Below are 25,574 nucleotides of genomic sequence, written 5' to 3'. Positions count from 1 at the left end.
CATGGCGCTATATCAAACGGCGCCTAATTCGGTGCTGGAATCGACCTCCTGAATCCGTCAGATCGCGATCAGCGTCACGCCGATCACCGCGAGCACGGCGGCGACGAGCCGCAGCCGGAAGTGCCGTTCACCAAGCAGCACGCCGCCGAGAACGACGGCGACGATCGCCTGCGTGTTGATGACCGGCGAGGCGATGCTGGCGGGTAGCACGGCGAACGAAAGCGTCGTCAGGTGCTCCCCGAGCGCGACCATCCCGCCAGCGACGGCGAGTTTCGGCAGGTCGCCGCGGATCGCGGTCGGGGGATTGCGAACCGCGCTCGGCAGGAGGACGGCCGCGACCCCGAGCAGCAACATCGGCACCCAGAGCCGCTCGGGGATAGCGAGCTCCTGTAAGGATACCCGCTTGCCGAGGTCGCTGACTGCGTAACACATCGCGCTCAGCAGCGCGAGCTGGGCGGGCCGTGAGGCCGCGGCCTTCCGAAACGGCTCGAAGAAGCCGCCGGGATCGTAGTTCGCAACGTACACCGCGAGGGTCGCGACGACGACGCCGCCGACCTCCAGCGGCGTGAGGACCTGTTCGAGCACCAGCACCTCGAGGGGCAACACGAACATCGGGACGATCTTGTTGATCGGCGTGACGTAGGAGACGTCGCCCTCGTCGATCGCCTCGAGAAAGAGGACGAACGCGGCGGCGGTCATGACCACCGTCAGCGCCGTCACGCCCGCTTCCTCGGGGCCGAACGCGCGGAGGGCCGCGGCGGCGCCGTCGACTTCCGTGAGCGCGACCGGCAGGTACCACGCGATGCCGAAGGCGTTGATGAGAACGGTCAGCGCCGCAGGCGGATAGTCGGCAAACGATCGCTTGAGGACGAAGATGTAGAGCCCCCAGACGACGGCGGCGAGAATCGCCATTCCGAGTCCGGCATCCATATCGCGGTCGCAGGAAGGACGGACACAAGAGGCGTTCGATCGGTCGCCGTCGGGGGCTTTCGGAGACCTTCGAGGCCGGTCGGACCGCGGACCGACGATTCCGATCGTCCGGCCCGCGCTCCTTAGTCGACCTGCGGCGCCTGCTCGTCCGTGCGGCCGGGCAACTCGAGTTCGATCTCGAGTTCCGGCTCGCCCATGCCGTCGAAGTCGAGCTCGAGGTCGATCGGCTCGCCGAAGGCGAAGGGCAGCTCCCACGCTTCGCCGTCGGTGGTGTCGCTGATCGTCAGCTCGTCGCCGTCGCGGAGCTGTTCGCCGAGCGAGATCAGGAACTCGCCCGCCTCGCTCGCGTCGAGGCGGTACTCCTGTTCGAACTCGCGGCCTGCCCGGATGACGGTTCGGTCGTCGCTCGCGGAGTCGTCGTCTGCCATCGGCCCACGGTACCGTATCGAGGACTATGTTTCTCGCGATCGACGACGATCCGTCGGCTCGGCCGTCGCGTTTTCGGCGGGGGCTCGAGCGCGACTTGCAACGGTCGCCGCGGTTAGTACGTATCCGTCGTGTCGAATATGTTCTCGACGTACGTCTCGAAATTTGGCCGTACAACTATTATAAAGCGCTATCGGTCGACCGTCGACAGGTTCGGGTGATGTTCGACGATACCGGTACGACGAGCGGATGGCCCGCGGCGAACGGACGGCTGACGCGTCGATCGTTCCTCGGCGGACTCGGCGCGACCGTCGGACTCGGCGCGCTGGCCGGTTCCGGGCGGGCGCAGCCGACCAGTGCGTCCGATTCGGCCGGGACAGTGTACTACGTCGCTCGAGTCGGCGAGCTCGAGTTCCGGGGCCGGAAACGAGGGCGGGACGAGGGCGGAAACGGGAACGGAAGCGAAAGCGGCGACCGCGCCAGCGGTGCGACCGACGGCGAACGTGGACGTGGACGCGGACGCGGCCGTCTCGCCGACGCCGAGTACCTCGTTCTCGAGGGCGAGACGGGAACGATCGCGTTCACGACCGACGGCGCCGCCGAGGAGGCGTTCCAGTACGCGTTCGACGAACTCTCGGAATCCGGCGGTACCGTCGTCGCGAGCGGCGATACCTTCGAGTTCGGCGGACCGGCAACGATCGGCGACAATACCACGCTGGTCGGCAGCGGTGGCACTCGCTTCATCGTCGCCGGCGCGAGCGGGGAGTCAGGCCACGACCTAATTCGGGTTCGCGGCGACGACGCGACGGTGGCTAACGTCGAATTCGACGCCGCTGGCACGCAGATCGACAACAACGCGATCCAGGCCGACGGCTGCGACGGCCTGGTGATCGCGAATAACCGCACTGTCGAGGGCTTCCAGATGGCGATCTCGTTTTCGCGGTGTCGGAACGTGCGGGTCGTCGGCAACGAGGTCCTCGATCCAAACTGGTACGGGATCACCAGCCGCGCCGCACCGACCGGCGGCGATCGGGATCTGCGCCGCTCCGAGAACGTGGTCGTCGCGCAGAACTACGTCGCCGGCGTGACCTACAACAACATCGCGATCTACAACGTCAGCAACTTCGCCGTCTCCAGCAACGTCGTCGAGGACGGCGGGCACAGCCTCATCGCCTGCTCGCCCGCCCAGCAGGGAGCCATCGTCGGCAACGTCTGTCGCGACCTCGAGGAGTACGCCCCCGATCCGGGCGGCGAGGCGGGGATCGAAATCGAGTACAAGGAGACTCACGTCCGCGAGGAAATCGCCGGGACGGACCGCGCTCGCTCGTACGACATCACGATTTCGGGCAATCAGGTCGACGACTGCCCGGTCGGCGTCCTCGCCCGAACCGTTCCCGCGGACCCCGAGGACGAAGCCGCCCGCGAGACGGAACGGCCCCACAGCTTCACCGTGACGGGGAACTCGATCAGCGGCGCCGACGCGGCCGGGATCCGCATCCGCTCCGGCGCGGCGGGCGTCGTCGCGACGAACACCGTCCGTGACAGTCCGACGTCGCTCGAGGTCGACGAGACGTACGCGGTCGATATCCAGGAGGGGCTGAACGCCACTCGAGCGTGAGTTGACGCGGTCTCGATTACACGGCCTTCGATCGATGAACTCGCACCACGCCCCCTCTCGGTTCGATCCAGTCCCTCGGGAAACGGCCGAAACGGGCGGGACTGAAAGGGGGTGACCCGGTCGATCCAGTCGGTCGACCGGGGCAGGGGCTTTCGGCTGGACGCGAATCTATTTCAGCCGCCCCTCCCCAAACACGAGCCATGGTTTCGGAACTGTTCGATCCCGAGCGCTGGGAGCCGCTCGAGCTAAACGATGACTTCCGCGATATCACCTACCACCGCGCGGTCGACTCCGGGACGGTGCGGATCGCCTTCGACCGGCCCGAGGTGCGAAACGCCTTCCGGCCGGGGACGGTCGACGAACTGTACGACGCCTTAGAGCACGCGAAGCGCCAGACCGACGTCGGCTGCGTCCTGCTGACCGGTAACGGCCCGTCGCCGAAGGACGGCGGCTGGGCGTTCTGTTCGGGCGGCGACCAGACGATCCGCGGCGAGGACGGCTACCAGTACGAAGGCGACGAGGAGCGTGCTTCTGAGCAAGGTCGCTTGCACATCCTCGAGGTCCAGCGCCTCATCCGCCACATTCCGAAGGTCGTCGTCTGCGTCGTGCCCGGCTGGGCCGTCGGCGGCGGCCACTCGTTGCACGTCGTCTGCGATCTCACCCTCGCGAGCGAGGAGCACGCCAAGTTCCTCCAGACCGACCCCGACGTGGCCAGCTACGACGCCGGCTTCGGCTCGGCCTACCTCGCGAAACAGATCGGCCAGAAGAAGGCCCGCGAGGTGTTCTTCCTCGGGAAGACCTACGACGCCGAGGAGGCCGCCGAGATGGGCATGGTCAACGAGGTCGTCCCCCACGAGGAACTCGAGGAGACGGCCCTCGAGTGGGGCGAGCGGATCAACTCCAAGAGCCCGACGGCGATGCGGATGCTCAAGTACGCCTTCAACATGACCGACGACGGAATGATCGGCCAGCAGGTGTTCGCCGGCGAGGCGACGCGGCTGGGGTACATGACCGACGAGGCCAAGGAGGGACGGGACGCGTTCGTCGAGGGCCGCGAGCCGGATTTCGACGACTTCCCCTGGCACTACTGACTCGCCGGGCGGTCTCGAGCGCCGCGCGTAACCGACCGGAGAAAGTCATTTGAGGCTCACGGCCGGTCTTTCAGGTAGTGACGCTTCCCGATCGGTCCTCGCTGCCCCGCCGGGACTACCTCCGCGCGCTGGTCGCCGCCGGCGGCGCGACGGCGCTGAGCGCCTGCCTCGAGGTCGTCGACGAGGAGGACGGCGAACCGGACGTGCCGACCGGGACGACCGATCCCGAGTCGCTTCCCGACCGCCAACACGCGTGGAACGACGCGCTGGCGACCGACGACGACGGTAACGTCCGACCGCCGGAGCACCACGTGCTGGTAGCGCTGTCGCTTCGGGACGGCGCGCTCGAGGGCGGCGACAGCGGCGCCGACGGTGACAGCGACGAAGCCGCCGATCCGATCGCTGCGGACGCGCGCGAAACGACCGAAGCCGCGCTCCGAACCCTCGAGCGGGCCTACGAGTGGAGCAACGACGGACTCGTGTTCACGCTCGGCTATGCGCCGGCGTACTTCGACCGGTTCGACGCCTCGCTGCCCGACGCGGTCGACCTGCCGAGCCCCGAGGCGCTGACCCCACAGGAAGCCCCCCGGTTTGACGAGTTCGACGCCCTCCTCCACCTCGCGAGTGACCGTCCCGAGGTCGTCCTCGAGGCCGAGGAGGGGCTGTTCGGCGAGCGCGAGCGGCTCAACGGGCTCGCGGTCGAGACCGATCTCGCGGGCGTCTTCGAGCGCCTCGAGGACCGCCGCCGGACCGGCTTCGTCGGCGCGGGGCTGCCCGCCGAGCACACTGACGTCCCGGGCGTCCCCGAGTCGGTGCCCGAGGAGGCGTCCTTTTTCATGGGCTTTCGGTCGGGCTTTCAGGCCAGTCAGGCGACCGAAGACCGGGTCACGATCGAGTCGGGGCCGTTCGCCGGCGCGACGACCCAGCACGTCGAGTCGCTGGAGATCAATCTCGAGCAGTGGTTCCGGCAGGAGAACCACACCCAGCGGGTTTCGAAGCTGTTCAGCCGCGAGCACGCCGAGGAGAACCTCGTCGGCGACGTCGGGGAGAAGCTGACGACGACGAACGGGCTGACGCCCGAGCGGATCGACGCCACCAACGACGACGCCCGGGAACACAACGTCGTCGGCCACGCACAGAAGGCCGCTCGAGCCCGCGAGGACGGCGAGCCGCCGCTCCTGCGCCGGGACTTCAACACGGTCGACGGCGATCGGCCGGGCGTCCACTTCCTCGCCCTCCAGCGCGGGATCGGCGATTTCGTCCGGACGCGCGAGGCGATGACGGGCGCCGATTTGGACGTGCCGATGGCGAACAATGGGATCCGCCACTACATCTTCGTCGACCGGCGGGGCAACTACTTGGTGCCGCCGCGGTCGCTGCGGGCCCTGCCGCCGGCGAATCCCGAGGGTGACGCCGACGCCGACTGACTCGAGGCGCTGGCTGCGCCGCGCGCAACACCCACAGAACACGACGCGAGACACATGCAAGACCGAACGCAACGGCTCGACGCCGTCGACCGCCGAACCTTCGTCCGCCGAACGGCCGCAGCGACGGGAACCCTCGCGCTCGCGGGTTGTACGAGCACCGACGATGGGTCCGACGGGAACGAGAGCAACTCCGCGGGCGACGCTGGAAACGAGAGCGGAAACGAAGCCGGCGACGACGCGGCGCTCCCCCGACAGCTCACCGTCGAGGACCCGCCCGATGCCGTCTACCTGCCGACCCACCGCGAGTCGATGCGGACCCTCGAGCCGGTCGCGGCCGGCGACTACGCGGTCGCGGCGATGCTGTCCTACCCGCACCAGTTCTGGGTGATCGCGGGCGACACCGACGACGCAGTCGAGCGGACGACGCCGGACGAGGCCCGCGGCGTGCACATGATGTTCGTCGTCTGGGACGCCGAAACGGGAACCGTCCTTCCGGTCGACGAGGGCGTCCAACTCCGGGTCCAACGGGACGGCCAGCAGGTCGGCGCACCGCGCCGGCCCTGGACCATGCTCTCCCAGGAGATGGGCTTTCACTTCGGCGACAACGTCGGGCTGCCGGGCGACGGAACCTACACCGTCGAGGTTACCCTACCGCCGATCTCGACCCGCAAAACCGGCGCCCTCGCGGGCCGGTTGGACGAGCGCGCGACTGCTACCTTCGAGTTCGACTACGACGACGCGTTCCGCGAGTCGGTCGTCGGCGGGGTCGAGTACCTCAAGGAAGATCGATGGAGCGAACGCGGCGCCCTCGAGCCGATGGAGATGCTGGCGACGAACGGCGCAAACGGCGACGGTGGCGGCGCTCACGACCAAATTCCTTACTCCGCGCTGCCGCCGGTCGACGCCTACCCTGGCGCGCTGCTGGTCGAGTCGGCCGCCGACGACGAGAACGGGACTGCCGACCGCGAGGACCTCGAGACGGCCGACCTCCCCCGCAGCGGCGATGCGGCGTTCCTCGCAACGGTGCTCGAGCCCGATCACCGGCTGGCCGACGGCGACGGGCGGTATCTCCTCGTCTCGCCGCGGACGCCGTACAACCGCGTGCCGCTGGCGGATATGTCCCTCCGTATACGGGTTGAACGGGACGGATCGGAACTCGGAGACACGGCGCTCGAGCAGACCCTCGACGGCGAGTTCGGACTGCACTACGGCATCTCGCTGTCCGACGTCGACGGCGTCGGGGCGCTCGAGGCCGACGATTCGGTGACGATCGAGGTCGACTCGCCGCCGCAGGTCGCCCGCCACCAGGGGTACGAGACGGCGTTTCTCGAAATGCCGCCGGTCGAACTGACGGTGCCGTCGTCGATCGGGTAGCCGAGGGGCGGCGGGGCTGCCGTCGGTCGACTGCAATGCCAACGTTGACACTCTCTCGAGTGGGACACTCGAGGTATGACCGAGGTGGAGACGTCACGGACGAAGGCGTGGCTGATGGCGGCGCGCCCGCAGACGCTGCCCGCGGCCGCAGCGCCCGTCATCGTCGGTACCGGACTCGCGGTCTCCGAGGGCGTGTTCGCCCCGGTGCCCGCGCTGCTGGCGTTCGTCGGCGCGGCGCTGATCCAGATCGGCACCAACTTCGCGAACGACTACTACGACGCGATCAAGGGCGCGGACACGGAGGACCGCGAGGGATTCACCCGCGTCACGCAGTCGGGGCTCATCCCCGCCGAACAGGTCAAACTCGCGACGATCGTCACGTTTGCGCTGGCGATTCTGACGGGAACCTATCTCGTCTACGTCGGCGGGGTCCCGATCCTCGTGATCGGCCTCGTCAGCGTCCTCTGCGGCTGGGCCTACACCGGCGGCCCGTATCCGCTGGGCTACCACGGCCTGGGCGACCCCTTCGTCTTCGTCTTCTTCGGGGTCGTCGCCGTGATGGGGACCTTCTACGTGCAGGCGGCCGCGGTCCTCGCAGAGCCGCTGACGACGACGATTCCGGCGGAGACGGTCACCCTCGAGGCGTTCGTCGCCAGCCTACCGATCGGCGCCATTTCGACCTGCATCATCGTCGTGAACAACATCCGCGATAAGGAGACCGACGCCGAGACCGGCAAGCGAACGCTCGCGGTTCGGCTCGGCTACCGGTGGAGCCGCGTCGAGTACCTGGCGCTGCTCGCGCTGGCCTACCTGACGCCGCTCTGGTTCTGGCTCGAGGGCTTCGGCCTCGGCGCCCTGCTTCCGCTGGTCTCGCTGCCCTACGCCGCGTCGGTGGCGCAGACGGTCCTGACCAGAACCGACGGCGAGGCGCTCAATCCGGCGCTCGAGGGGACCGGAAAGCTACTCGCGCTGTACGCGGTGCTGTTCGCTGCGGGGCTGGTAGTGCTATGAGTGGTTCCGATCCGGGTTCGGACCGCGACCCCGACTCCGACGCCGACCCGAACGCCGACCTCGAACTCGAGTTCCGGCCGTTCTCGCTCGCCCTCGAGCACCCGCTCGAGACGTCAAACGGGACGATCGAGGCTCGCGAGGGCTTTCTCGTCCGACTGGCCGACGCGAACGGCGTCGTCGGCTACGGCGAGGCAACGCCGCTGCCGGGGTGGACCGAATCCCGAGACGACTGTCGGGCGGCGCTCGAGCGCGCCCGGGAGGCGTTTCGGACCGGCGGCCCGAACGAGGCGCTCGAGGCGGTCGACCGGCAGGTCGCGGCCCGCCACGCGGTGTCGCTCGCGCTCGCGGACCTGCAGTCCTCGCGGCACGCGACGCCGCTGTACCGCTACCTCGGCAACGGGCCGATGGTCGGGCGCGTCCCGGTGAACGCGACCGTCGGCGACGGCTCGCCCGCCGAAACCCGCACGGCGGCGCGCGAGGCGGCCGAACGGGGCTACTCCTGCTGTAAGCTCAAGGTCGGCCTGCGCAGCGTCGAGGAGGACATCGAGCGCGTCCGCGAGGCCCGCGACGCGGTCGGCGACGACGTCGAACTCCGCGCGGACGCCAACGAGGCCTGGACCTACGAGGAGGCCGAGTCCGCGCTCGACGCCTTCGCCGATCTGGGCGTCTCGGTCCTCGAGCAGCCGCTTCCGGCGGGGGCGCTCGAGGGCCACGCCGACCTCCGCGCGGAAAGCGACGGCGTCGACATCGCGTTAGACGAGGGGTTGCTCGAGCACGGCGTGGACGCGATCTGCGACGCCGAGGCCGCTGACGCCGTCGTCCTCAAGCCGATGGCGCTGGGCGGCGTCGACGTCGCCCGCCGGGTCGCGGCGTGGCTGATGGAGGTCGACGTGACGCCGATCGTCACGACGACCATCGACGGCGTCGTCGCCCGGACCGGCGCCGTCCACCTCGCGGCGGCGATCCCCGACGTGCCGGCCTGCGGGCTCGCCACCGCCGAACTGCTCGCCGAGGACCTCGGCCGCGATCCGGTCCTGCTCGAGAAGGGGTCGGCGGTCGTCCCCCAGGCGAAGGGGCTGGGCGTCGAGGGGGTGTGGGAGGAGTGACGGGGCCTACGGGTGCGACGTTGGAGTGGCCCACCCGCGACCTCCTCGCGCACAGAGCCGCGACGACGCCGCAGCGAACGGCCCTGATCGACGCCGACGCGGACGAGGGCGACGCGGACGCGGCGTGGACCTACGCCGACTTCGACCGCCGCGTCGACCGCACTGCGGCGGCGCTCGAGGCCGCAACTGTCGTCGACGACCGACTCGGCCTTCTAATGAGCACCCGACCGGCGTTCGCGACCCTCCTCTTCGCGGCGATGCGGCTCGGGCTGACGGTCGTCCCGCTGAACGTCCGCGAGACGACCGCCGAACTCGCATCGAAGGTCGAGCGGACCGAACTCGAGGCGGTCGTCTGCGAGCGCGAGACGGAAGCGACGGCGCTCGAACTAGCGGAATCTACCGGCAGCCGCGGGCTGCCGGTGCTCTCCGTCGACGAGCCCGAATCCGACACCGCGGCCGACGCCGACGTCCGGCTCCTCGAGACGACCGCGGACGGCAATTCAAGTTCGCCGTCGGTCGATCCCGTTCCGCTCGAGCGCGACGATACGCAACTCCTGCTGTTCACCTCCGGCACGTCGGGCGAGCCGAAGATCGTCCGGCTGACCGTCGGCAACCTCGTCGCCAGCGCGACCGCCTCCGCGTTCCGGCTGGGCGTCGACCGGAACGATCGCTGGCTCTGCTGTCTCCCGATGTACCATATGGGCGGACTCGCGCCGGTCGTCCGCTCGACGCTGTACGGGACGACCGTCGTGATCCAGCGGGCGTTCGACGCCGACGAGACCGCCCGCGTGACGGACGAGTACGACGTAACGGGAGTCTCGCTCGTCCCCACGATGTGCAAACGGCTGCTCGACGCCGGGTGGGAACCGCCCGAATCGCTGCGATTCGTCCTGCTCGGCGGCGCGCCCGCCTCGAGCGAGTTGCTCGAGCGCTGTCTCGAGGCGGACGTGCCGGTCCACCCGACCTACGGGATGACCGAGACGGCCTCGCAGGTCGCGACCGCGACGCCGGCCGACGTTCGCGAACACGAGGGGACGGTCGGCCAGCCGCTCGTGAATACCGACGTGACTGTTATCGACGAGGACGGCGACCCGGTGCCGGTCGGCGAACCGGGCGAACTGGTCGTCGCCGGACCGACGGTGACGCCGGGTTATCTCGACGCCGATCGCACGGCCGAGGCGTTCGGCGAGCGCGGGCTCCACACCGGCGACATCGGCTACCGCGACGCGGACGGCCGGCTCTGGATCCTCAACCGGCGCAGCGACCGCATCGTCACCGGCGGCGAGAACGTCGATCCCGGGGAGGTCGTGTCGGTCCTGCGCGGGCACCCCGCGGTCGAGGACGCCGCCGTCGTCGGCCTCGAGGATCCCGAGTGGAGCGAGCGCGTCGCGGCGCTGGTCGTACCGGCGGCGGAGACCGCACCGGATATCGCCGCACTGCTCGCACACTGCGACGAGCACCTCGCGGGCTTCAAGCAACCGAAGACGATCGCGTTCGTGGACGGGCTGCCCAGGACGGCCTCGGGGACCGTCGACCGCGAGTCCGCGCGCGACCGGCTGCTCGAGGACGGGATCGACGTCGACGAACGCTGACTGGCCGGATTGCCCTTCGTTTCGAAACTGGAGTTAAGACCCTTGAGACCCTACTTCAGGTCGTGTGCACGCTGACCCTCGCTTGGCAGGTGTTCGACGACGCGCCGGTCGCCGTTGCGGCGAACCGCGATGAGGCGGTCGATCGCGACTCGCGGCCGCCGGGGATTTACCAGGAGGACCCGCTGATCGTCGCGCCACAGGACGCCGAAGCCGGCGGCACCTGGATCGGCTACAACGAGTTCGGCGTCTTCGCCGGGATCACCAACCGGTGGACCGACGCCGACCTCGCGGGCGAGCGCTCGCGCGGCTTGCTCGTCGCGGATGTCCTCGAGGCCCGGTCGGCCGCCGACGCAGCGTCGATCGTCGAGGATGCGACCGTTGTCGACGAGTACGCCGGGTTCAACCTCGTGACCGCCGACGCGGACGACGCCTTTTGTCTCCAGTGGGACGGTGACCTCGTCCGGACCGACTTCGAACCCGGCGTCCACGTCGTGGTCAACGTCGCGGTCGATGACGAGGTCGATATCCCGTCGTTCCGGACCGAAGCGGCTCGAGCGCAGGCCGAGAACGCCCGCTCGGTACGTCGCGAACTGTCGGTCGTCGACGGCGACGAATCCGTCTCGGAGTGGCTCGAGCGGGCGGGCTCCGTCCTCGGCGATCACGACTACGGCGTCTGCATCCACGGCGACGGGTTCGGGACTCGCTCGTCGTCGCTGATCGCGCTCCCTGTCGGGGACGACGGGACCCGGTACGCGTTCGCGGACGGTCCGCCGTGTCGAACGGCCTACGAGGCGGTCGACCTCCCCGCGGTCGCCGACGCGTCCGCGTTCGCGGGCGACGCCGAAGGGCACATTTAAGCGGCTCCCGAACCCTCGTATGGACATGGACGCACTCCTGCCTGTAGCGGCGAGCACGGAGAGGTGGTCACCGTGAGCGTCTCCGCGGCCGAAGAAGAACTCTCCGAGGACGAGCGCGCCGGCCTCGAACTCGTCCGCGAGACCGGCGGCATTCACCAGAGCGACTTCTGGAAGGAGCTGGGCGTCTCCTCCCGGAAGGGCAGCCGGATCGTCGAGTCGCTCGTCGAGAAGGGGTTAGTCGACCGCGAGGAGACGATCTACGAGGGCCACAACACCTACTACATCAGCCCGACCGCGCGGGATCTGGACTTCACGCTGTTGATGGCCGGCGACATGCTCTCGCCCTTTATCGGCGAGGAGGAGGTCGACCCCAACAGCGACGCCTTCTCGCAGTGGATCATGAACCTCGCGTACGAGGAGTAAGTCCGGGCGACGACGCCGTCGCGCCCTCGAGCGCTCGAGCGCCGAGACGGTCGCCGCAACCGCGCGTTCGATACGTTTCGCTTTTCGATTTTCGACCGGTACTGAGCGTCGCGAGCGCAGTTACTCGTACGGACCGAACCGCTCGATCAACACGAACGGATCCCGCTCGCGGCTGTAGTACGGAACGTCTCCGTCGATCGCCTCGAGGATCCGCCGGTGGACTTCCCGCGCCGCGCGGCCTTCGTCGGGCTCGAGGTTGTGGCAGCCGCGGACGTCGGTCCAGAAGTCGCCGTCGAGCCAGAACAGCGTCTCGCGGTTCGACTGGTAGACGATCTCGCCCGCGTCGGCGACCTGGTCGTTCGCGAGGCGCCGACCCGACAGCTGGGCGCGCGCGAGGACCGCGACGAGTTGGCGGCGCGATACGGGGGCGTGGAGCGCGACGTCGTCGAGCGTCTCGCCGAAGTACTGCTCGACGAGGTCACACGCACGCGAAAATTCGTCGAATTCGACCTCCTGATGGTGTGTGATTTTCATACCTGTTCACTCGATGGAGGGTCAGCGAATCGTGGCTTTGCGTCCCACAGTAAAAAGTCTGTACCTGTCCGGTACCGATCGCCGGCTTCGATCAGGCGAGCGCGCTCGCCGCCCGGATCAGCCGCTCCTCCCCGAACGCCGGGCCGACGAGCTGCAGGCCGACGGGGAGGCCGTCGGTCTCGCCCGCGGGCACCGAGATCGCGGGCAGGTCCGCGAGGTTCACGGGGACGGTGTTGGCGTCGGCGAGGTACATCTGGAGCGGATCGTCGAGGCTCTCGCCGAGTTCGAACGGCGGCACGGGCATCGTCGGCGAGGCGAGCACGTCGGCCTCGGACAGGGCTTCGTCGAAGTCCTGCTTGACCCACGCGCGGGCGTCCTGAGCCTGCTTGTAGTACTTGTCGTGGTAGCCGGCCGAGAGCGCGTACGTGCCCAGCAGGATGCGGCGCTTGACCTCGTCACCGAAGCCTTCCTTGCGAGCCTTCGAGAAGGCCTCGTTCCAGTTGCCGTCGTAGCCGCCGGAGTGGCCGTAGCGGACGCCGTCGAACCGCGCGAGGTTCGAGGAGGCCTCCGACATCGCGATCACGTAGTAGGCCTCGACGGCGTGCTCGACGGAGGGCAGCGAGACTTCGTGGTACTCGGCCCCCTGGTCTTCGAGGTCCGCGATGGCGTCCCAGAACGTCTCGACGACGCCCTCGTCGGCGCCCTCGAGCAGTTCCGTGGGGACGCCGATCGTGAGGCCGTCGACGTCGCCGGTCGCGGCGGCGGCGTAGCTCTCGCCCTCGAGTTGCGGTTCGCGGGTGGTCGCGTCGCGCTCGTCCTCGCCGGCGATCACGTCCAGCAGGGCGGCGGCGTCCTCGACGGTGTCCGCGAACGGGCCGATCTGCTCGAGACTGTTGGCGTAGGCGACCAGGCCGTACCGCGAGACGAGCCCGTAGGTGGGCTTGATCCCGACGACGCCGCAGAAGGCGGCGGGACAGCGGACCGAACCGCCGGTGTCGGAGCCGAGCGCGAGGTCGGCCTCGCCCGCGGCGACGGCGGCGGCGGAACCGCCCGAGGAGCCGCCGGGAACCCGACCCGGCGCGGCGGGGTTGTCCGTCGCGCCGAACGCGGAGGTTTCGGTGGTCGTCCCCATGCCGAACTCGTCCATGTTGGCCTTGCCGACGATGGTCGCACCGGCCGCTTTCAGGCGCTCGACGACCGTCGCGTCGTACGGCGGGACGTAGTCCTCGAGCATGGCCGACCCGCAGGTCGTGCGGACGCCCTCGGTGGAGATGTTGTCCTTGACGGCGACGGTCGTCCCCGCGAGCGGGCCGTCGTCGGCGCCCTCGATCCGCTCCTCCGTGATGTAGATGTTCTCGGACATGGCGTTACGAGACGTTCGGCCCCTTGAAGTAGCCGTCCTCGGTCTCCGGCGCGTTGCGCAGCGCCTCCTCCTTCTCGAGGGAGGGGCGTTCCTCGTCCGGTCGCATCACGTTCGCGAGGTCGGCCTCGCGGTCGACCTCGGGGACCTCGTCTAACGTCTCGAAGTACTCGAGGATATCCGCGAACTGCCGGGCGAACCGGTCGACCTCGTCGTCCTCGAGGTCGACGCGAGCCAGCTCCGCGACGTGGCGGACCTCCTCGGGACTGACGGCGTCGTCGCTCATACCTGTTCGAACCGCCTTCCGGAGAGTAAGGGTTTCGATACGCGAGGATCGGTTCGCCCCGTCTCGAGCGACCGTCCCGACGCGGGCGGTCCGCCGTCCCTCGCGCGGCGCGTACTATCGTAGTATTTAAGTTCTCGTCTCCATTTATTAGGGAGCACTACGGATTCGAGCGTTTTCACCGAGGTTTCGACGGTTAACACAATGACTGACTCCAGCATTCGAACTCGCAGTGACGAGCAACGCCAAGCCGTACAGGAGGAGTCGCGCGAGCAGGCAGGCGAACGGGAGCAGTGCCCGGAGTGTGGCGGCCGACTTGTGTCGGACGCCGAGCACGCCGAGACGGTCTGCGAGGACTGCGGCCTCGTCGTCGAGGAAGACGAGATCGACCGCGGGCCCGAGTGGCGCGCGTTCGACGCCGCCGAGAAGGACGAGAAGTCCCGCGTCGGCGCCCCCACGACCAACATGATGCACGACCAGGGGCTCTCGACCAACATCGGCTGGCAGGACAAAGACGCCTACGGCAAGGCCCTCTCGAGCCGCCAGCGCCAGAAGATGCAGCGTCTGCGCACCTGGAACGAGCGGTTCCGCACCCGCGACTCCAAGGAGCGCAACCTCAAGCAGGCGCTGGGCGAGATCGACCGCATGGCCTCCGCGCTCGGTCTCCCCGAGAACGTCCGCGAAACCGCCAGCGTCATCTACCGCCGTGCCCTCGAGGAGGACCTGTTGCCCGGACGCTCGATCGAGGGCGTCGCGACGGCCTCGCTGTACGCCGCCGCCCGCCAGGCCGGCACCCCGCGCAGCTTGGACGAGATCGCCTCGGTTTCCCGGATCGAGAAGGACGAGATCGCCCGCACCTACCGCTACGTCATCCGCGAGCTGGGACTGGAGGTCCAGCCGGCCGACCCCGAGAGCTACGTGCCCCGCTTCGCGAGCGATCTCGACCTTCCGGACGAGACCGAGCGCCGCGCGCGCCAGCTGCTCAAGACGGCGAAGGACTCGGGGATCCACAGCGGCAAGTCGCCGGTCGGCCTCGCCGCCGCCGCGGTCTACGCCGGCGCGCTGCTGACCAACGAGAAGGTCACCCAGAACGACGTCAGCGAGGTCGCCAGCATCTCCGAAGTGACGATCCGCAATCGGTACCACGAACTCCTCGAGGCGGAGGAAGGCGCGCCGGCCTGACGTCGCGTCGTTTCCCGTCGCGGTTCGCGGTCTAACTTCGCCCGTCCCCCGTCGGTTCCCGACTCCAACACCGTATTGACCCGACTGTCTGCGATGCTAACACGATCTTACTCCAGATAATCGGTCCATACTGAATATAGTGCATCGCTACGGGTTCGGTATGCACCGCGAATGCGATAACTGCGAGTCGGAGTCGGAGATCGCATACACGCTGACCACGCACCTCGAGTCCGAGCCGGACGCGCAGATCGAGCTGCACTTCTGTTCGACGGATTGTCTGCAGGTCTGGACGTAGGCGATCGACGGCGGTGGTGACGCCGTCGGAGCGCGACGGCGAGGATCGAACGCGGCGCTCGACGGCCTCGCTGCTCCCGATCCGCGTCGACGCGGAGTCGTCGAACGCTCGCGGTCGTCGACGGCGACCGCTCGATCGGAAGCGTCGCCAAAAATCACGGTGGGAGGTCACCGTCACCGGGTCTCGTCGCCGCCCGGATTCTCGTCGTAGATCTCCGGGTTCTCCTCGCCCGTGACGTCGATGACCGCCAGCGCGCCCCGGCGGCCGGCCCGCGTGAGCGCGTGGTCGACGATCTTGACCGGTCCCGGCACAGGGAACTCCATCTCGCCGACGGTGGTGGTCCCGGGCGCGACCGGCGCCGTCTCGACGTTCCGGTCCGGTTCGCTGAGCAGGTCGCCGTCGCGGTAGTAGTCGCGCCAGACGTTGCCGATCGGGTGGAGCGAGCTCAGCAGGTTCGGCCCGCCGTTGGCGAAGTACACCCGTGCGGTCTCGCCGGTCTCGGCGCGCATCGGCCCGACGCCGTCCGCGGTGAAGCCGTAGGCCTGGCCGTTGAAGACGACGTAGGTCGGCTCCTCCGCCATCATAGCGTCGAAGTCGAAGGTGTGGTGCCCTTCCTCGCCGACGTCGCCGTCGGTGTAGAGCTCGTGCTGACCGAGGTAGTACTCGCGGTCCACCTCGGGGAGCCCCTCCTCGGGCTCGACGAGGATCGAGCCGAACATGCCGGCGCTGATGTGGTGGTCCATGTCGCCGGCGACCGCGCAGTGGTAGACGAACGCGCCGGCGTACTCGGCGGTGAAGCTGATCTCCGCCGCGTCGTCGCCGGGTGCGAGGGTCGTCGCCTCGGCGCCGCCGCCGGGACCGTAGACCGCGTGGAAGTCCAGGTTGTGGGCCGCCATGTTGGTCTCCTCCGGCACCTCGAACCGGAGGTTGACCCGGTCGCCCTTGCGGACGCGGACCATCGGGCCGGGGACCTGCCCTTCGAAGGTCATGAAGTCGAACGTGACGCCGGGCTCGATTTCGGCGGTCACGTCCTTCGTCCGGATCCTGACGTCGTGCTCGCGGGGCTCGGTCCAGTCGACCGGGGCCGGGATGTCAGTGGGGTCCCGCGCGATGCGGTCGATGTCGACAGCCTTCGCCGCCGGCAGTCCCTCCTCGACCGCCGTCTCGTTTTCGGTCGTCGCGCTGTTCCCCGACACGTCGTCGCTGAGACAGCCGGCGATTGCAACTACGCCGGCGGCCCCGACTGCCTGCATGAACTGCCGTCGGTTGGCTGCGGTGGTGGTCATTGTTCTTCTCCCCATCTCCGAATACGGTGGACATACGTACACTCTAATCGACGATTCTCTGAATGAAGGAAATACATCGAACATGGTCGGCTATCGTTCCGTCGGTATCGACTCGCTCCTCCGACGGCAGCGATTGAAAACCTGTGGCGTCGAACGGACGGGTATGTGCGCGAACGCCGTCTCCCCACAAGCGGACCCGTCGGTGCTATCGACGGGCGACACGACGACCGACGTGCGGACGGTCAACAGCGTCGACCTCCACGTCGTCGCCGCCGGCCATCCGGACGACCCGCTCGCCGTCTTGCTCCACGGCTTTCCCGAGTTCTGGTACGGCTGGCGCGAACAAATCAGGCCGCTCGTCGACGCCGGCTACCGGGTGCTCGCGCCCGACCAGCGCGGCTACAATCTGAGCGAGAAGCCGACATCGGTGCGCGCGTATCGCCGGCGACACCTTGCTCGAGACGTCGTCGAACTGATCGCCTCCGAAGACCGGGACGAGGCGCACGTCGTCGGCCACGACTGGGGCGGGATAGTCGCGTGGGACCTCGCGCTTCGCCACCCCGCGGTCGTCGATCGACTCGCGATCGTCAACGCGCCGCACCCGACCGTCTTTCGGCAGCACCTCCGATCGAACCCCGCCCAGCTGCGCCGGAGCTGGTACGCCGCCTGCTTCCAGGTGCCCCGCCTGCCCGAACTGGTCTGCCGGTACGACGACTTTCGACTCCTCGAGCGCGCGCTCCGGGCCACGGCGGCGCCGGGAACCTTTTCGGACGCGGATCTCGAACGCTACCGGCGCGCCTGGAGCCGGGAAGGCGCGCTGTCCGGAATGCTCAACTGGTATCGGGCGAGCGCGAGGGACGCGACGACTCCGCCGCGGGACCGCGTCGAGGCGCCGACGCTGCTCGCCTGGGGCACCGACGACGCGGCGCTGGGAACGGAACTGGCGGTCGACAGCTACGACCGCTGCGCCCGCGAGGGGCGGCGTCTCGAGCTGTTCGAGGGGACGAGCCACTGGGTCCAACACGAGGAACCCGAACGGCTGACGGCGGCGCTGCTCGAGCACCTGAGTGCGGCGTAGCCTCGGAATCGAACGGCGAGCGACAACGACGAGCGACGAGCGCCGCTCAGGCGTCGGGCGACCAGATGACGGTCACGACCTCGTCGTCGTCCTCGAGTTCCACGCTCTCGTGGGCGTATCCCCGGTCCTCGAGTTTCGGAAAGAGGAACTGCGGAACGCGATCGTTCCGCTGGACCAGCACCGTCTCGTCGGGCAGGTCGGCGAGCGTCTCGAGGGTGTTCTTCAGCGGCTCCGGCGGGCCGAGCGATCGCACGTCGATCGTCTCTCGCGGTCGATCGGTCGGTGCGTCGGTGCGGTCGACGACGGACGCGGGTGACTGCATACGTGAGTGATCGAGGGGGAGCGAGCTATCTTTCGTGCCGCACGTGTTCGGGCCGACGGCGGCCGATACCGCCGGATGCGGGTCTACGCCTCTACCTTTGGGAACTTCGCGACGAACTCGTCGGTATCGACCTGCTCGACCTCGTAGCCGTCGGCGTCGAAGCTCTCGACTTCGGCCTGGAACTCGTAAAACAGCGGCTTCGGCTCGTGGTCGTTGACGATCGTCAGCGTCTCGCCGGGCTCTAAGGCCTCGAACTCCTCGTGGATGGTCGGGTGGCGGTTTACCGGTGGGATGTCCCTGACGTCGAGTCGGGTCATGCAGGTGGGAGTCGACGCGGCGGCGCCGTCGGCCTTTGCCCGAACACGTTCGCCTCCCTCGAGCCGGACCGCCCGGCGTTCGCGGGCGTCGTCAGGACTCCTCGATGAACACGTGCCAGACGCCGTCGCGCTGCTCGCTTTCGTGCGTGTAGCCGCGCGCGTCGAGCACCTCGTAGAGCGGCTTCGGCTCGAAGGGCGCGATCAACTCGAGGCGCTCGCCCGCGTTCAGCGCGCTCAGCGCCGACATGATGTCGTCGAACGGCGGGCCGTCGATCTCGCGCACGTCGAGCGTGCGGTCGGCGGTGTTGGTTGCCATCGATCGTGGATACCCCCGGATTCGTGTTGGGCATTCCTGCGAACGTGTTCGTACGGCCGAATTCCCACACCGTAGGAATTCCGACGAACATATTCGTAGCTACGGGTATATAGCTACGCCTAGGATATTCGCGTATGGCACAGGCGACACTGACGATCACGATGCCCGACCAGATCTGGATCCAGCAGCTCTCCACGGAGTATCCCGACGCGACGTTTCGCGTGCTGGCGGGCGTTCCGGGCTCCGACACCGGGTTCGCGCTCGTCCGCATCACCGGCTCGGAGGTGCCGGAGATCGTCGACGACATGACGAACCACCCGCAGATCACCGAGCTCACGCTCGCGCAGTGGAGCGACAACGAGGCGACGGTCCACTTCGAGACGACGGCGCCGCTCCTGCTGTTTTCCTCCCAGGAGTCGGGGATGCCGATCGAACTCCCCGTCGAGATCTCCGACGGCGAGGCGACCATCGAGGTGACGGGCTCGCGGGACCGGCTGGCCGAACTCGCCGAGCAACTCGAGCACTTCGGGCTCCAGTACCGCATCGAGAACGTCCGCGAGCGGCTCCACGAGAGCCAACTGCTCTCGGAGCGCCAGCTCGAGGTCGTCGCCGCCGCCGTCGAGAAGGGGTACTACGACACCCCGCGGCAGTGCTCGTTGACGGAGCTGGCCGAGCACCTCGACATCGCGAAATCGACCTGCAGCGAGACGCTCCACCGGGCCGAGGAGGCGATCATCAAGCGGTTCGTCGAGGACCTGCCCGGCCTCGACGAGGAGGAGTCGCTCGAGGAACAGCTCGCGGCGGACTGACCGCGAGTCAGGCCGAATCGTCGCCGTCCGCGGCCCGCGGGGCGAGGACGAGCAGTGCCGTGGTATCCGCGAGCGCGGTCGGGGCGATCTCCTGCGCACCGTCGAACCGGATCAGTTCGCCCGCCGCGACCTCGTGATCGTGATCGTCGTCGCCGAGCGCGATCGAGACCCGCCCCTCCAGCACGTGGAAGACGATCTCCCGATCCGGATGCTGGTGGGGTGGAATCTCCTCTCCTTCCTCGAGCGCGAGTCGGATCGTCTTCGGCTCACCGTCGAACACCCGCGCGTGAGGCCGCTGCTCGAGCGACTCGAGCGAGCGCGTTTCCGTCGGCGTGGGCCGTCGGTCGTCGACCATACGCGACGGTCGGCGTGCTCGCGACAAGTATTTTCAGCCGAACGTCGTCCGCGGCCGGCTCTCGAGGTTTGTCGGTCCGTCGCGGCCGCAATCCGCTAGTCCGTTCCTGCGGGTCGCACGCGCCGTCGTCGAGCCGCTCCGGGCCTCGTGCCGATTTATGGATCGGCGGGGTTCGCGTAACGTGTCGTGGTAACGCCAGGCACGAAACGTAACCGGGTCAAACAGCGACAGCATTTATAGAACCGAATTTGTTCGGATCGATTCTCGCGGCGTGGAAATCGGGTCCATACTTGAACCGTGTTTGGTTGTGAGTCCGGGCTAGAGGAGCACAGATAGACATGTTAAAGTACACCCCAGCAAGTTACTGCCTTACGAAAACGGCGTCTACAGAGGTGTTCTAACTGAATGAGTACGGACGATGAATCCTTCCACCCACTCGGAAGCGAGTGGGAAGACGAACTCGAGGGGATGCTCGACGATACCGAGTACGATACGGAACTCGGTATGAAAATGGCCCAGGACGCGATGCGGGTCACCAAGGGCGAGCTCTCCGAAGCCGAATTCCACGAGAAATATCACGAGGACGTGATGGAGGAGTTCGGCGAGGACAACCGCCCGACCGCCGAAGCGTACGAGGCCGCCCAGGAGGAAGCCAAGGGGACGGTCGGCCGAATGCTCGACAAGTTCGGCGGCGACGGCGAGGATACCCGTCGCGGCGCGATGAAGAAGATGGGCGCCGGCGCGGCGGCCGTCGGACTCGGCGCGTGGGGTACCGCCGAAGCCGGCCAGCAGAACGTCGCCGAATCCGGCGGCGAAGGCGACGGCCACGGCGGCAGCCACACCGAAGCCAAGGAGGTCCACGAGCGCGACGTCCAGTGGGGGATGACGATCGACCTCGAGCGCTGTGACGGCTGTCTCTCCTGTATGTCCGCCTGCGCCTCGGAGAACGATCTGGACCAGGGCGTCAACTGGATGTACGTCATGGCCTTCGAGGACGAGGTCTCGTCCGGCGGCACCCCCGCGCCCGACGTTCGCGGCGGGGTCAGCGACTTCAACATGCTCGTGCGGCCGTGCCAGCACTGTACGGACGCCCCCTGTGAGAAGGTGTGCCCGACGACGGCCCGTCACACCCGCGACAAGGACGGCCTGGTGCTGACCGACTACGACGTCTGTATCGGCTGCCGGTACTGTCAGGTCGCCTGTCCCTACGGCGTCAACTACTTCCAGTGGGACGAACCCGACGTGGCCCACAGCGAGATCACCGGTCCCAACGACGAGGACCCGCAGGAGATCACCCACGCCGAGTACGAGAACGGCGAGGAGCGCTGGGTCGACAGTCGCTCGCCCCGCGGCACGATGAGCAAGTGTACGATGTGTCCGTCCATGCAGGACGGCCAGCAGGGCGAGGAGCGAGTCGGGACGACCGCCTGCGAACGCGCCTGCCCGCCGAACGCGATCCAGTTCGGCAACGTCAAGGACGAACGCAGCGACGCCTCCCAGCACCGTGAGCACCCGGCCAAGAGCCGCGCAGTCATCGACGTCTACGGCTTCTCCGGTCCGCCGTCGACGGACACGGTCAACGAGCAACTTAGCTCGGACGCGGACCTCCAGACCGTGCTCGAAAACGAGGAACTAGGCCTCGACCGCGAGACGCTCGCCGCCATGAAGGCGATTCAGCTCGCCAGCGAGGGCCTCGAGCCCGGCGACGAGGAGAACAACAGCATCCTCGACAAGGAACAGGCCGTCATCGAGTTCGTCAACGCGGTCGAGGAGTACGTCAACCTCGAGAGCGAGGAGAACCTGTCGGAGCTTCGCCTCGGCGAGGGCGAAGCGAGCGACGCCAACGACCTGCTTCGGGAGTACGCGGGCAACCCGACCTCGAAGTTCAAGCTGCTCGAGGACATCGGGACCCACCCGAACATCACGTACATCGGGCAGGAGCCCGGTCCGGAAGCCGAGCAGGTCGAAGGGCCCTCGAGCTACAGCGACGTGACGTACACGCGCTCTGACGGGAGCGAAGTCGCGCTCGTCGACAACCGCAAGGAAGAGGTCCTCGACGAGGGGACCGTCGGCGACACGGGGTGGTCGCTGTGAGCACGAAGACGCCTTCTGAGGAGGACATCCTCAGTCCGGTCGACCGGTTCTCGAAGAAATATCTGACCATCTACGGCATCGCCACCCTCGGTCTCGTGGCGTTCCTCGTGGCGTGGGCCTACCAGCTCCAGAAGGGACTGATCGTCACCGGCCTCGGCGACTGGGGTAGCGGTGGCGGCGTGACCTGGGGGCTGTACATCGGCGCGTTCATCTGGTGGGTCGGCGTTGCACACGGCGGGATCATCCTGTCGGCGTCGGTTCGCCTGCTCGGTATGGACCGGTACATGCCGGTCGCCCGCATCGCTGAACTGACGACCATCGGCGGCCTCTCGGCGGCCGGGTTCTACATTCTGGTCCACATGGGCCGTCCGGACCGGATGGTCACCAGCGTCATCGGTCACTACCACATCACGGTCAACAACTCGCCGCTGGTGTGGGACGTGACGGTCATTACGGCCTACTTCGTGCTGTCGGCGACGTACCTCGGCCTGACGGTTCGGTACGACGTGAACCGACTGCGCGATCAGCTGCCGGACCGCTTCGAACCGATCTACAAGCTCCTGACGATCGGGTACACCGAGAAGGAAGACGAGGTCATCGAACGGATGGTCTGGTGGCTCGCCGCCGCCGTCATCATCATGGCCCCGCTCCTGCTCCACGGTGGCGTCATTCCGTGGCTGTTCGCTCTGCTCCCGGCGATGCCCGCCTGGACCGGCGGCATTCAGGGCCCGACGTTCCTCAGCATCGCGCTGATGTCGGCGATCAGCGGCGTGACGATCATCTCGTACATCTTCCGCCGGGCCTACGACTGGGACCACATCATCACCGACGACATCTTCCGCGGACTGCTGCTGTGGCTGGGCTTCTTCATCCTGCTGTACCTGTGGTTCCAGCTCCAGTCCGTCCTCAACGGCGTCTACCTCGGTCCGCTCGCCAAAGCGCACGCGGCCGAAGGGAAGCTCGCACACCCGGTCTACCAGTTCGCGATCGCCCTCGTCTTCACCACGCTCGTGTACATCTTCCTGCAGGCGATCCGCCCGGCGCTGTTCAGCAAGAAGCGAGCGCTTCTCGCCAGCGGTGCGGTGCTCGTCGCCACGCTGTCCGAGAAGGTGCTGTTCGTCGTGGAAGGGTTCCTGCACCCGACCTTCGACATCTACTGGAACACGCCCGGGACGTACTTCCCGAGCGCGATCGAGTGGCTCTCGCTGGTCGGAACGACGGCGCTGGTCGCGCTGCTGTTCCTGTCGGTCTCGCGGCTCGTCCCGGTCGTCGAGCTCCACGCGGTCGAACACCTGCGCGGCGATCACGGACACGAACAGGAACACGCTAGCGACGCTACCGAACCGGAGGTGGAAGCATGAGCGCAACGAACCTACTGACATCGATTCCGGCGGAAATCCTGTACCACGGCTACGACGGCACCAAGGGCTTCACCGGCTTCCCCAACGAGGGGACCTGGGTCATCTTCGCGCTGATCCTGGTCCCGGTCTACATCATGCTCATCGCATGGTTCACCGGCAAGCCCCGTGACACGAAGACGGGCCTGCTCGGCGTCTCCTACCTCGTCGGGCTGACGACCTCGATGTGGGTCGGCATGTTCTTCCTGACGATGCTGATCGGCATCCTCTTCTACGGCGGCATGCCCGAGCCGGTCGGCGCGGCCGGTCCGTAAGGGCCGCCGCCCTCGTATCGCCGGTCGACTGATTTTATCGTTCGCGTTCTCATCCGCTTGTCCGTTCGTCCGTTCGTCCGCTCGAGACGGAGTCTCGTTCATCGCCGACCCTCCTCCAGCGACGGGCGTGAACGGCGAGGACGTCCGATACGCGAGGGGCGAGAGACGCGACCGATCTGCGACGGTCGGGTCCGCTACGCGACGGCCGACGGCCGACGGTGAGAATGCAGGCACCACCACCACGACATCGATCGTCGAAGGGAACGTATGTCACTCCCTGCCGCCCTCGAGACGGCCCTGTACCACGGGTACGAAGGGACCGCGGGCGTGACCGGGTTTCCCAACACCGGAACCTGGCTCATCTTCGGGGTCATCCTCGTTCCGGTCTACGTCATGATAATCGCCTGGTTCGTCGGCGAACCGAGCGACACGAAGACGGGGCTGCTCGGCGTCTCGTACCTCGTCGGACTCACGACCTCGATGTGGATCAGCATGTTCTTCTTGACGATGCTGATCGGCATCCTCTTCTACGGCGGCCTGCCCGAGCCGTTCGGTCCCGTCGGACCGAGGTGAGCCGCCGACGCGAGACGGCGAACCGCCGACAGTGCCGCCGTCGTCGCACCGCTAGGGTCGCGAACCATCACACGTATCCCCGTCGGCCACTTCTGTTCTGATACGCACATCGACGCACCATGAGCATCACAGAACACGAACTCAAAATCAAACTCGAGGACATCGAAGACCCCGACATCGGCGAGGACATCGTCACGCTCGGCCTGGTCAACGACGTCGTGATCGACGACGAGACCGCCCGCATCTCGCTGGCCTTCAACGCCCCCTACGCGCCCTCGGAGATGGAGATCGGCAACCGGATCCGCGAGCTCTGCGAGGAGGTCGGCCTCGAGGCCGACCTGCGGGCCCACGTCGGCGAGGAGCACGGCTTCGACGACGAGGTCCTCCCGCGGGTGCGCAACGTCATCGCGGTCGCCTCGGGGAAGGGCGGCGTCGGTAAGACGACCGTCGCGGCCAACATCGCGGCCGGCCTCGAGAAGCGCGGCGCGATGGTCGGCCTGCTCGACGCCGACATTCACGGGCCGAACGTGCCCAAGATCCTGCCGGTCGAGAGCGAGCCCGGCGTGACGCCCGACGAGGACATCGTTCCGCCCCGCTCGGACGGCGTCCGCGTGATCAGCATGGGCTTCATGATGGAGGAGGAAGACGACCCCGCCATCCTCCGGGGGCCGATGGTCAACAAGTTCATGATGAAGTTCCTCGAGGGCGTCGAGTGGGGCCGCCTCGATTACCTCATCGTCGACCTGCCGCCGGGGACCGGCGACGCGACGCTGAACCTGCTGCAGTCGATGCCGGTGACGGGTGCGGTCGTCGTCACGACGCCCCAGGAGATGGCCCTAGAGGACACCCGCAAGGGGATCCAGATGTTCAACAAGCACGACACCCCGGTGCTCGGCGTCGTCGAGAACATGAGTTCGTTCGTCTGCCCGTCCTGCGGCGACCAGCACGGGCTGTTCGGCACCAGCGGCGCGGACACGATCGTCGACAACTACGACGTGCCGCTGCTGGGCCGCATTCCGATCCACCCGGACTTCGGCGCCGACGGCAGCGCGGGCCCGATCGTCAAGGACGACGACAGCCCGGTCCAGGAGTCCGTCGAGGACGTCGTCGAGGCGGTCGCCGACCGGATCGGCGAATCCAACCGTCGCACGGTCGCCGAGCACACCTCGGACGAACCGGCCGACGCGCTCCCCACCGAAACCGAAGGCTGAATCTCTCACCGACGAGCGGTAGCGGGTACGGG

Annotated in this window: 28 protein-coding genes; 18 read left to right on the top strand and 10 right to left on the bottom strand. The window is 67.8% G+C overall.

The genetic code is table 11. The features are described 5' to 3' along the window. Window positions 1-57: 57 nt before the first annotated feature. Window positions 58-930, bottom strand: coding sequence for an EamA family transporter (locus ACYQ26_RS14000; RefSeq protein WP_459809514.1), 873 nt, complete (start codon window positions 928-930; stop codon window positions 58-60). 122 nt (window positions 931-1,052) lie between these two features. After that, entirely contained in the window at window positions 1,053-1,358 is a 306-nt protein-coding gene (locus ACYQ26_RS13995; RefSeq protein WP_459809513.1) for an amphi-Trp domain-containing protein, read from the bottom strand. A gap of 218 nt (window positions 1,359-1,576) precedes the next feature. On the opposite strand from ACYQ26_RS13995, the gene ACYQ26_RS13990 reads away from it, so the two are divergent. From ACYQ26_RS13990 to ACYQ26_RS13950, 9 genes are all read left to right on the top strand, one after another. Beyond that, window positions 1,577-2,974: a twin-arginine translocation signal domain-containing protein gene (locus ACYQ26_RS13990; protein ID WP_459809512.1), complete on the top strand. Its 1,398-nt coding sequence runs from the start codon at window positions 1,577-1,579 to the stop codon at window positions 2,972-2,974. A gap of 200 nt (window positions 2,975-3,174) precedes the next feature. Further along, window positions 3,175-4,065: a 1,4-dihydroxy-2-naphthoyl-CoA synthase gene (locus ACYQ26_RS13985; RefSeq protein ID WP_459809511.1), complete on the top strand. Its 891-nt coding sequence runs from the start codon at window positions 3,175-3,177 to the stop codon at window positions 4,063-4,065. Window positions 4,066-4,142: 77 nt separating this feature from the next. Next, window positions 4,143-5,492, top strand: a complete 1,350-nt coding sequence (locus ACYQ26_RS13980) for a DUF7405 family protein (protein ID WP_459809510.1) — start codon at window positions 4,143-4,145, stop codon at window positions 5,490-5,492. A gap of 54 nt (window positions 5,493-5,546) precedes the next feature. Next, on the top strand, window positions 5,547-6,866 hold the full coding sequence (locus tag ACYQ26_RS13975; RefSeq protein WP_459809509.1) for a DUF7350 domain-containing protein: 1,320 nt from the start codon (window positions 5,547-5,549) through the stop codon (window positions 6,864-6,866). A gap of 75 nt (window positions 6,867-6,941) precedes the next feature. After that, on the top strand, window positions 6,942-7,877 hold the full coding sequence (locus ACYQ26_RS13970) for a 1,4-dihydroxy-2-naphthoate polyprenyltransferase (RefSeq protein WP_459809508.1): 936 nt from the start codon (window positions 6,942-6,944) through the stop codon (window positions 7,875-7,877). After that, window positions 7,874-8,983, top strand: coding sequence for a mandelate racemase/muconate lactonizing enzyme family protein (locus ACYQ26_RS13965; RefSeq protein WP_459809507.1), 1,110 nt, complete (start codon window positions 7,874-7,876; stop codon window positions 8,981-8,983). The genes ACYQ26_RS13970 and ACYQ26_RS13965 overlap by 4 nt, the downstream gene beginning before the upstream one ends. A gap of 20 nt (window positions 8,984-9,003) precedes the next feature. After that, complete coding sequence (menE, locus tag ACYQ26_RS13960; RefSeq protein WP_459809506.1) at window positions 9,004-10,575, top strand: o-succinylbenzoate--CoA ligase; 1,572 nt, start codon at window positions 9,004-9,006, stop codon at window positions 10,573-10,575. A 62-nt stretch (window positions 10,576-10,637) separates the two neighbouring features. Then, on the top strand, window positions 10,638-11,432 hold the full coding sequence (locus ACYQ26_RS13955; RefSeq protein ID WP_459809505.1) for an NRDE family protein: 795 nt from the start codon (window positions 10,638-10,640) through the stop codon (window positions 11,430-11,432). A gap of 72 nt (window positions 11,433-11,504) precedes the next feature. Further along, the gene (locus ACYQ26_RS13950) at window positions 11,505-11,855 is read left to right on the top strand and encodes a helix-turn-helix transcriptional regulator (RefSeq protein WP_459809504.1); all 351 of its coding nucleotides are present in this window, start codon (window positions 11,505-11,507) and stop codon (window positions 11,853-11,855) included. Between the two features lie 120 nt (window positions 11,856-11,975). Here ACYQ26_RS13950 and ACYQ26_RS13945 read toward each other — a convergent pair whose 3' ends face one another. The 3 genes from ACYQ26_RS13945 to gatC all read right to left on the bottom strand — a co-directional run bounded on the left by ACYQ26_RS13945 (window position 11,976) and on the right by gatC (window position 14,035). Next, a complete protein-coding gene (locus ACYQ26_RS13945; protein ID WP_459809503.1) occupies window positions 11,976-12,389 on the bottom strand; it encodes a DUF8048 family protein in 414 nt (137 codons plus the stop codon). Window positions 12,390-12,480: 91 nt separating this feature from the next. Beyond that, window positions 12,481-13,752, bottom strand: coding sequence for an Asp-tRNA(Asn)/Glu-tRNA(Gln) amidotransferase subunit GatA (gene gatA, locus ACYQ26_RS13940; protein WP_459809502.1), 1,272 nt, complete (start codon window positions 13,750-13,752; stop codon window positions 12,481-12,483). Between the two features lie 4 nt (window positions 13,753-13,756). Next, a complete protein-coding gene (gene gatC, locus ACYQ26_RS13935; RefSeq protein WP_459809501.1) occupies window positions 13,757-14,035 on the bottom strand; it encodes an Asp-tRNA(Asn)/Glu-tRNA(Gln) amidotransferase subunit GatC in 279 nt (92 codons plus the stop codon). Between the two features lie 201 nt (window positions 14,036-14,236). On the opposite strand from gatC, the gene ACYQ26_RS13930 reads away from it, so the two are divergent. Then, a complete protein-coding gene (locus ACYQ26_RS13930) occupies window positions 14,237-15,214 on the top strand; it encodes a transcription initiation factor IIB (protein ID WP_459809500.1) in 978 nt (325 codons plus the stop codon). A 160-nt stretch (window positions 15,215-15,374) separates the two neighbouring features. Then, window positions 15,375-15,509 carry a hypothetical protein gene (locus tag ACYQ26_RS13925; protein WP_459809499.1) on the top strand — a complete coding sequence of 45 codons (135 nt, stop codon included), beginning with the start codon at window positions 15,375-15,377 and terminating at the stop codon, window positions 15,507-15,509. A 173-nt stretch (window positions 15,510-15,682) separates the two neighbouring features. Here ACYQ26_RS13925 and nirK read toward each other — a convergent pair whose 3' ends face one another. Continuing rightward, window positions 15,683-16,795 carry a copper-containing nitrite reductase gene (gene nirK / locus ACYQ26_RS13920; protein ID WP_459809498.1) on the bottom strand — a complete coding sequence of 371 codons (1,113 nt, stop codon included), beginning with the start codon at window positions 16,793-16,795 and terminating at the stop codon, window positions 15,683-15,685. A 163-nt stretch (window positions 16,796-16,958) separates the two neighbouring features. On the opposite strand from nirK, the gene ACYQ26_RS13915 reads away from it, so the two are divergent. After that, entirely contained in the window at window positions 16,959-17,873 is a 915-nt protein-coding gene (locus ACYQ26_RS13915; RefSeq protein ID WP_459809497.1) for an alpha/beta fold hydrolase, read from the top strand. Window positions 17,874-17,919: 46 nt separating this feature from the next. Here ACYQ26_RS13915 and ACYQ26_RS13910 read toward each other — a convergent pair whose 3' ends face one another. The 3 genes from ACYQ26_RS13910 to ACYQ26_RS13900 all read right to left on the bottom strand — a co-directional run bounded on the left by ACYQ26_RS13910 (window position 17,920) and on the right by ACYQ26_RS13900 (window position 18,828). Next, the gene (locus ACYQ26_RS13910) at window positions 17,920-18,195 is read right to left on the bottom strand and encodes a DUF2249 domain-containing protein (protein ID WP_459809496.1); all 276 of its coding nucleotides are present in this window, start codon (window positions 18,193-18,195) and stop codon (window positions 17,920-17,922) included. Between the two features lie 83 nt (window positions 18,196-18,278). Beyond that, entirely contained in the window at window positions 18,279-18,512 is a 234-nt protein-coding gene (locus tag ACYQ26_RS13905; protein ID WP_459809495.1) for a DUF2249 domain-containing protein, read from the bottom strand. Window positions 18,513-18,603: 91 nt separating this feature from the next. Continuing rightward, window positions 18,604-18,828, bottom strand: coding sequence for a DUF2249 domain-containing protein (locus tag ACYQ26_RS13900; RefSeq protein WP_459809494.1), 225 nt, complete (start codon window positions 18,826-18,828; stop codon window positions 18,604-18,606). A gap of 134 nt (window positions 18,829-18,962) precedes the next feature. Between ACYQ26_RS13900 and ACYQ26_RS13895 the strand changes: the two genes are divergently transcribed. Then, window positions 18,963-19,637, top strand: a complete 675-nt coding sequence (locus tag ACYQ26_RS13895; RefSeq protein ID WP_459809493.1) for a helix-turn-helix domain-containing protein — start codon at window positions 18,963-18,965, stop codon at window positions 19,635-19,637. A 7-nt stretch (window positions 19,638-19,644) separates the two neighbouring features. On the opposite strand, the gene ACYQ26_RS13890 is transcribed toward ACYQ26_RS13895, so the two are convergent. Next, the gene (locus ACYQ26_RS13890) at window positions 19,645-19,992 is read right to left on the bottom strand and encodes a cupin domain-containing protein (protein WP_459809492.1); all 348 of its coding nucleotides are present in this window, start codon (window positions 19,990-19,992) and stop codon (window positions 19,645-19,647) included. A gap of 405 nt (window positions 19,993-20,397) precedes the next feature. On the opposite strand from ACYQ26_RS13890, the gene ACYQ26_RS13885 reads away from it, so the two are divergent. From ACYQ26_RS13885 to ACYQ26_RS13865, 5 genes are all read left to right on the top strand, one after another. After that, a complete protein-coding gene (locus tag ACYQ26_RS13885) occupies window positions 20,398-22,086 on the top strand; it encodes a 4Fe-4S ferredoxin N-terminal domain-containing protein (RefSeq protein WP_459809491.1) in 1,689 nt (562 codons plus the stop codon). Further along, the gene (gene nrfD / locus ACYQ26_RS13880; RefSeq protein WP_459809490.1) at window positions 22,083-23,447 is read left to right on the top strand and encodes an NrfD/PsrC family molybdoenzyme membrane anchor subunit; all 1,365 of its coding nucleotides are present in this window, start codon (window positions 22,083-22,085) and stop codon (window positions 23,445-23,447) included. The genes ACYQ26_RS13885 and nrfD overlap by 4 nt, the downstream gene beginning before the upstream one ends. Continuing rightward, window positions 23,444-23,758, top strand: a complete 315-nt coding sequence (locus ACYQ26_RS13875) for a hypothetical protein (RefSeq protein WP_459809489.1) — start codon at window positions 23,444-23,446, stop codon at window positions 23,756-23,758. Before nrfD ends, ACYQ26_RS13875 begins: the two co-directional genes overlap by 4 nt. Before the next feature lie 267 nt (window positions 23,759-24,025). Then, on the top strand, window positions 24,026-24,331 hold the full coding sequence (locus ACYQ26_RS13870; protein ID WP_459809488.1) for a hypothetical protein: 306 nt from the start codon (window positions 24,026-24,028) through the stop codon (window positions 24,329-24,331). A 119-nt stretch (window positions 24,332-24,450) separates the two neighbouring features. Then, window positions 24,451-25,542, top strand: coding sequence for an Mrp/NBP35 family ATP-binding protein (locus tag ACYQ26_RS13865; RefSeq protein ID WP_459809487.1), 1,092 nt, complete (start codon window positions 24,451-24,453; stop codon window positions 25,540-25,542). Window positions 25,543-25,574 lie beyond the last annotated feature (32 nt).

The sequence above is a fragment of the Halopiger thermotolerans genome, assembly GCF_054654555.1.
This window is presented reverse-complemented; position numbering and strand designations above follow the sequence as displayed.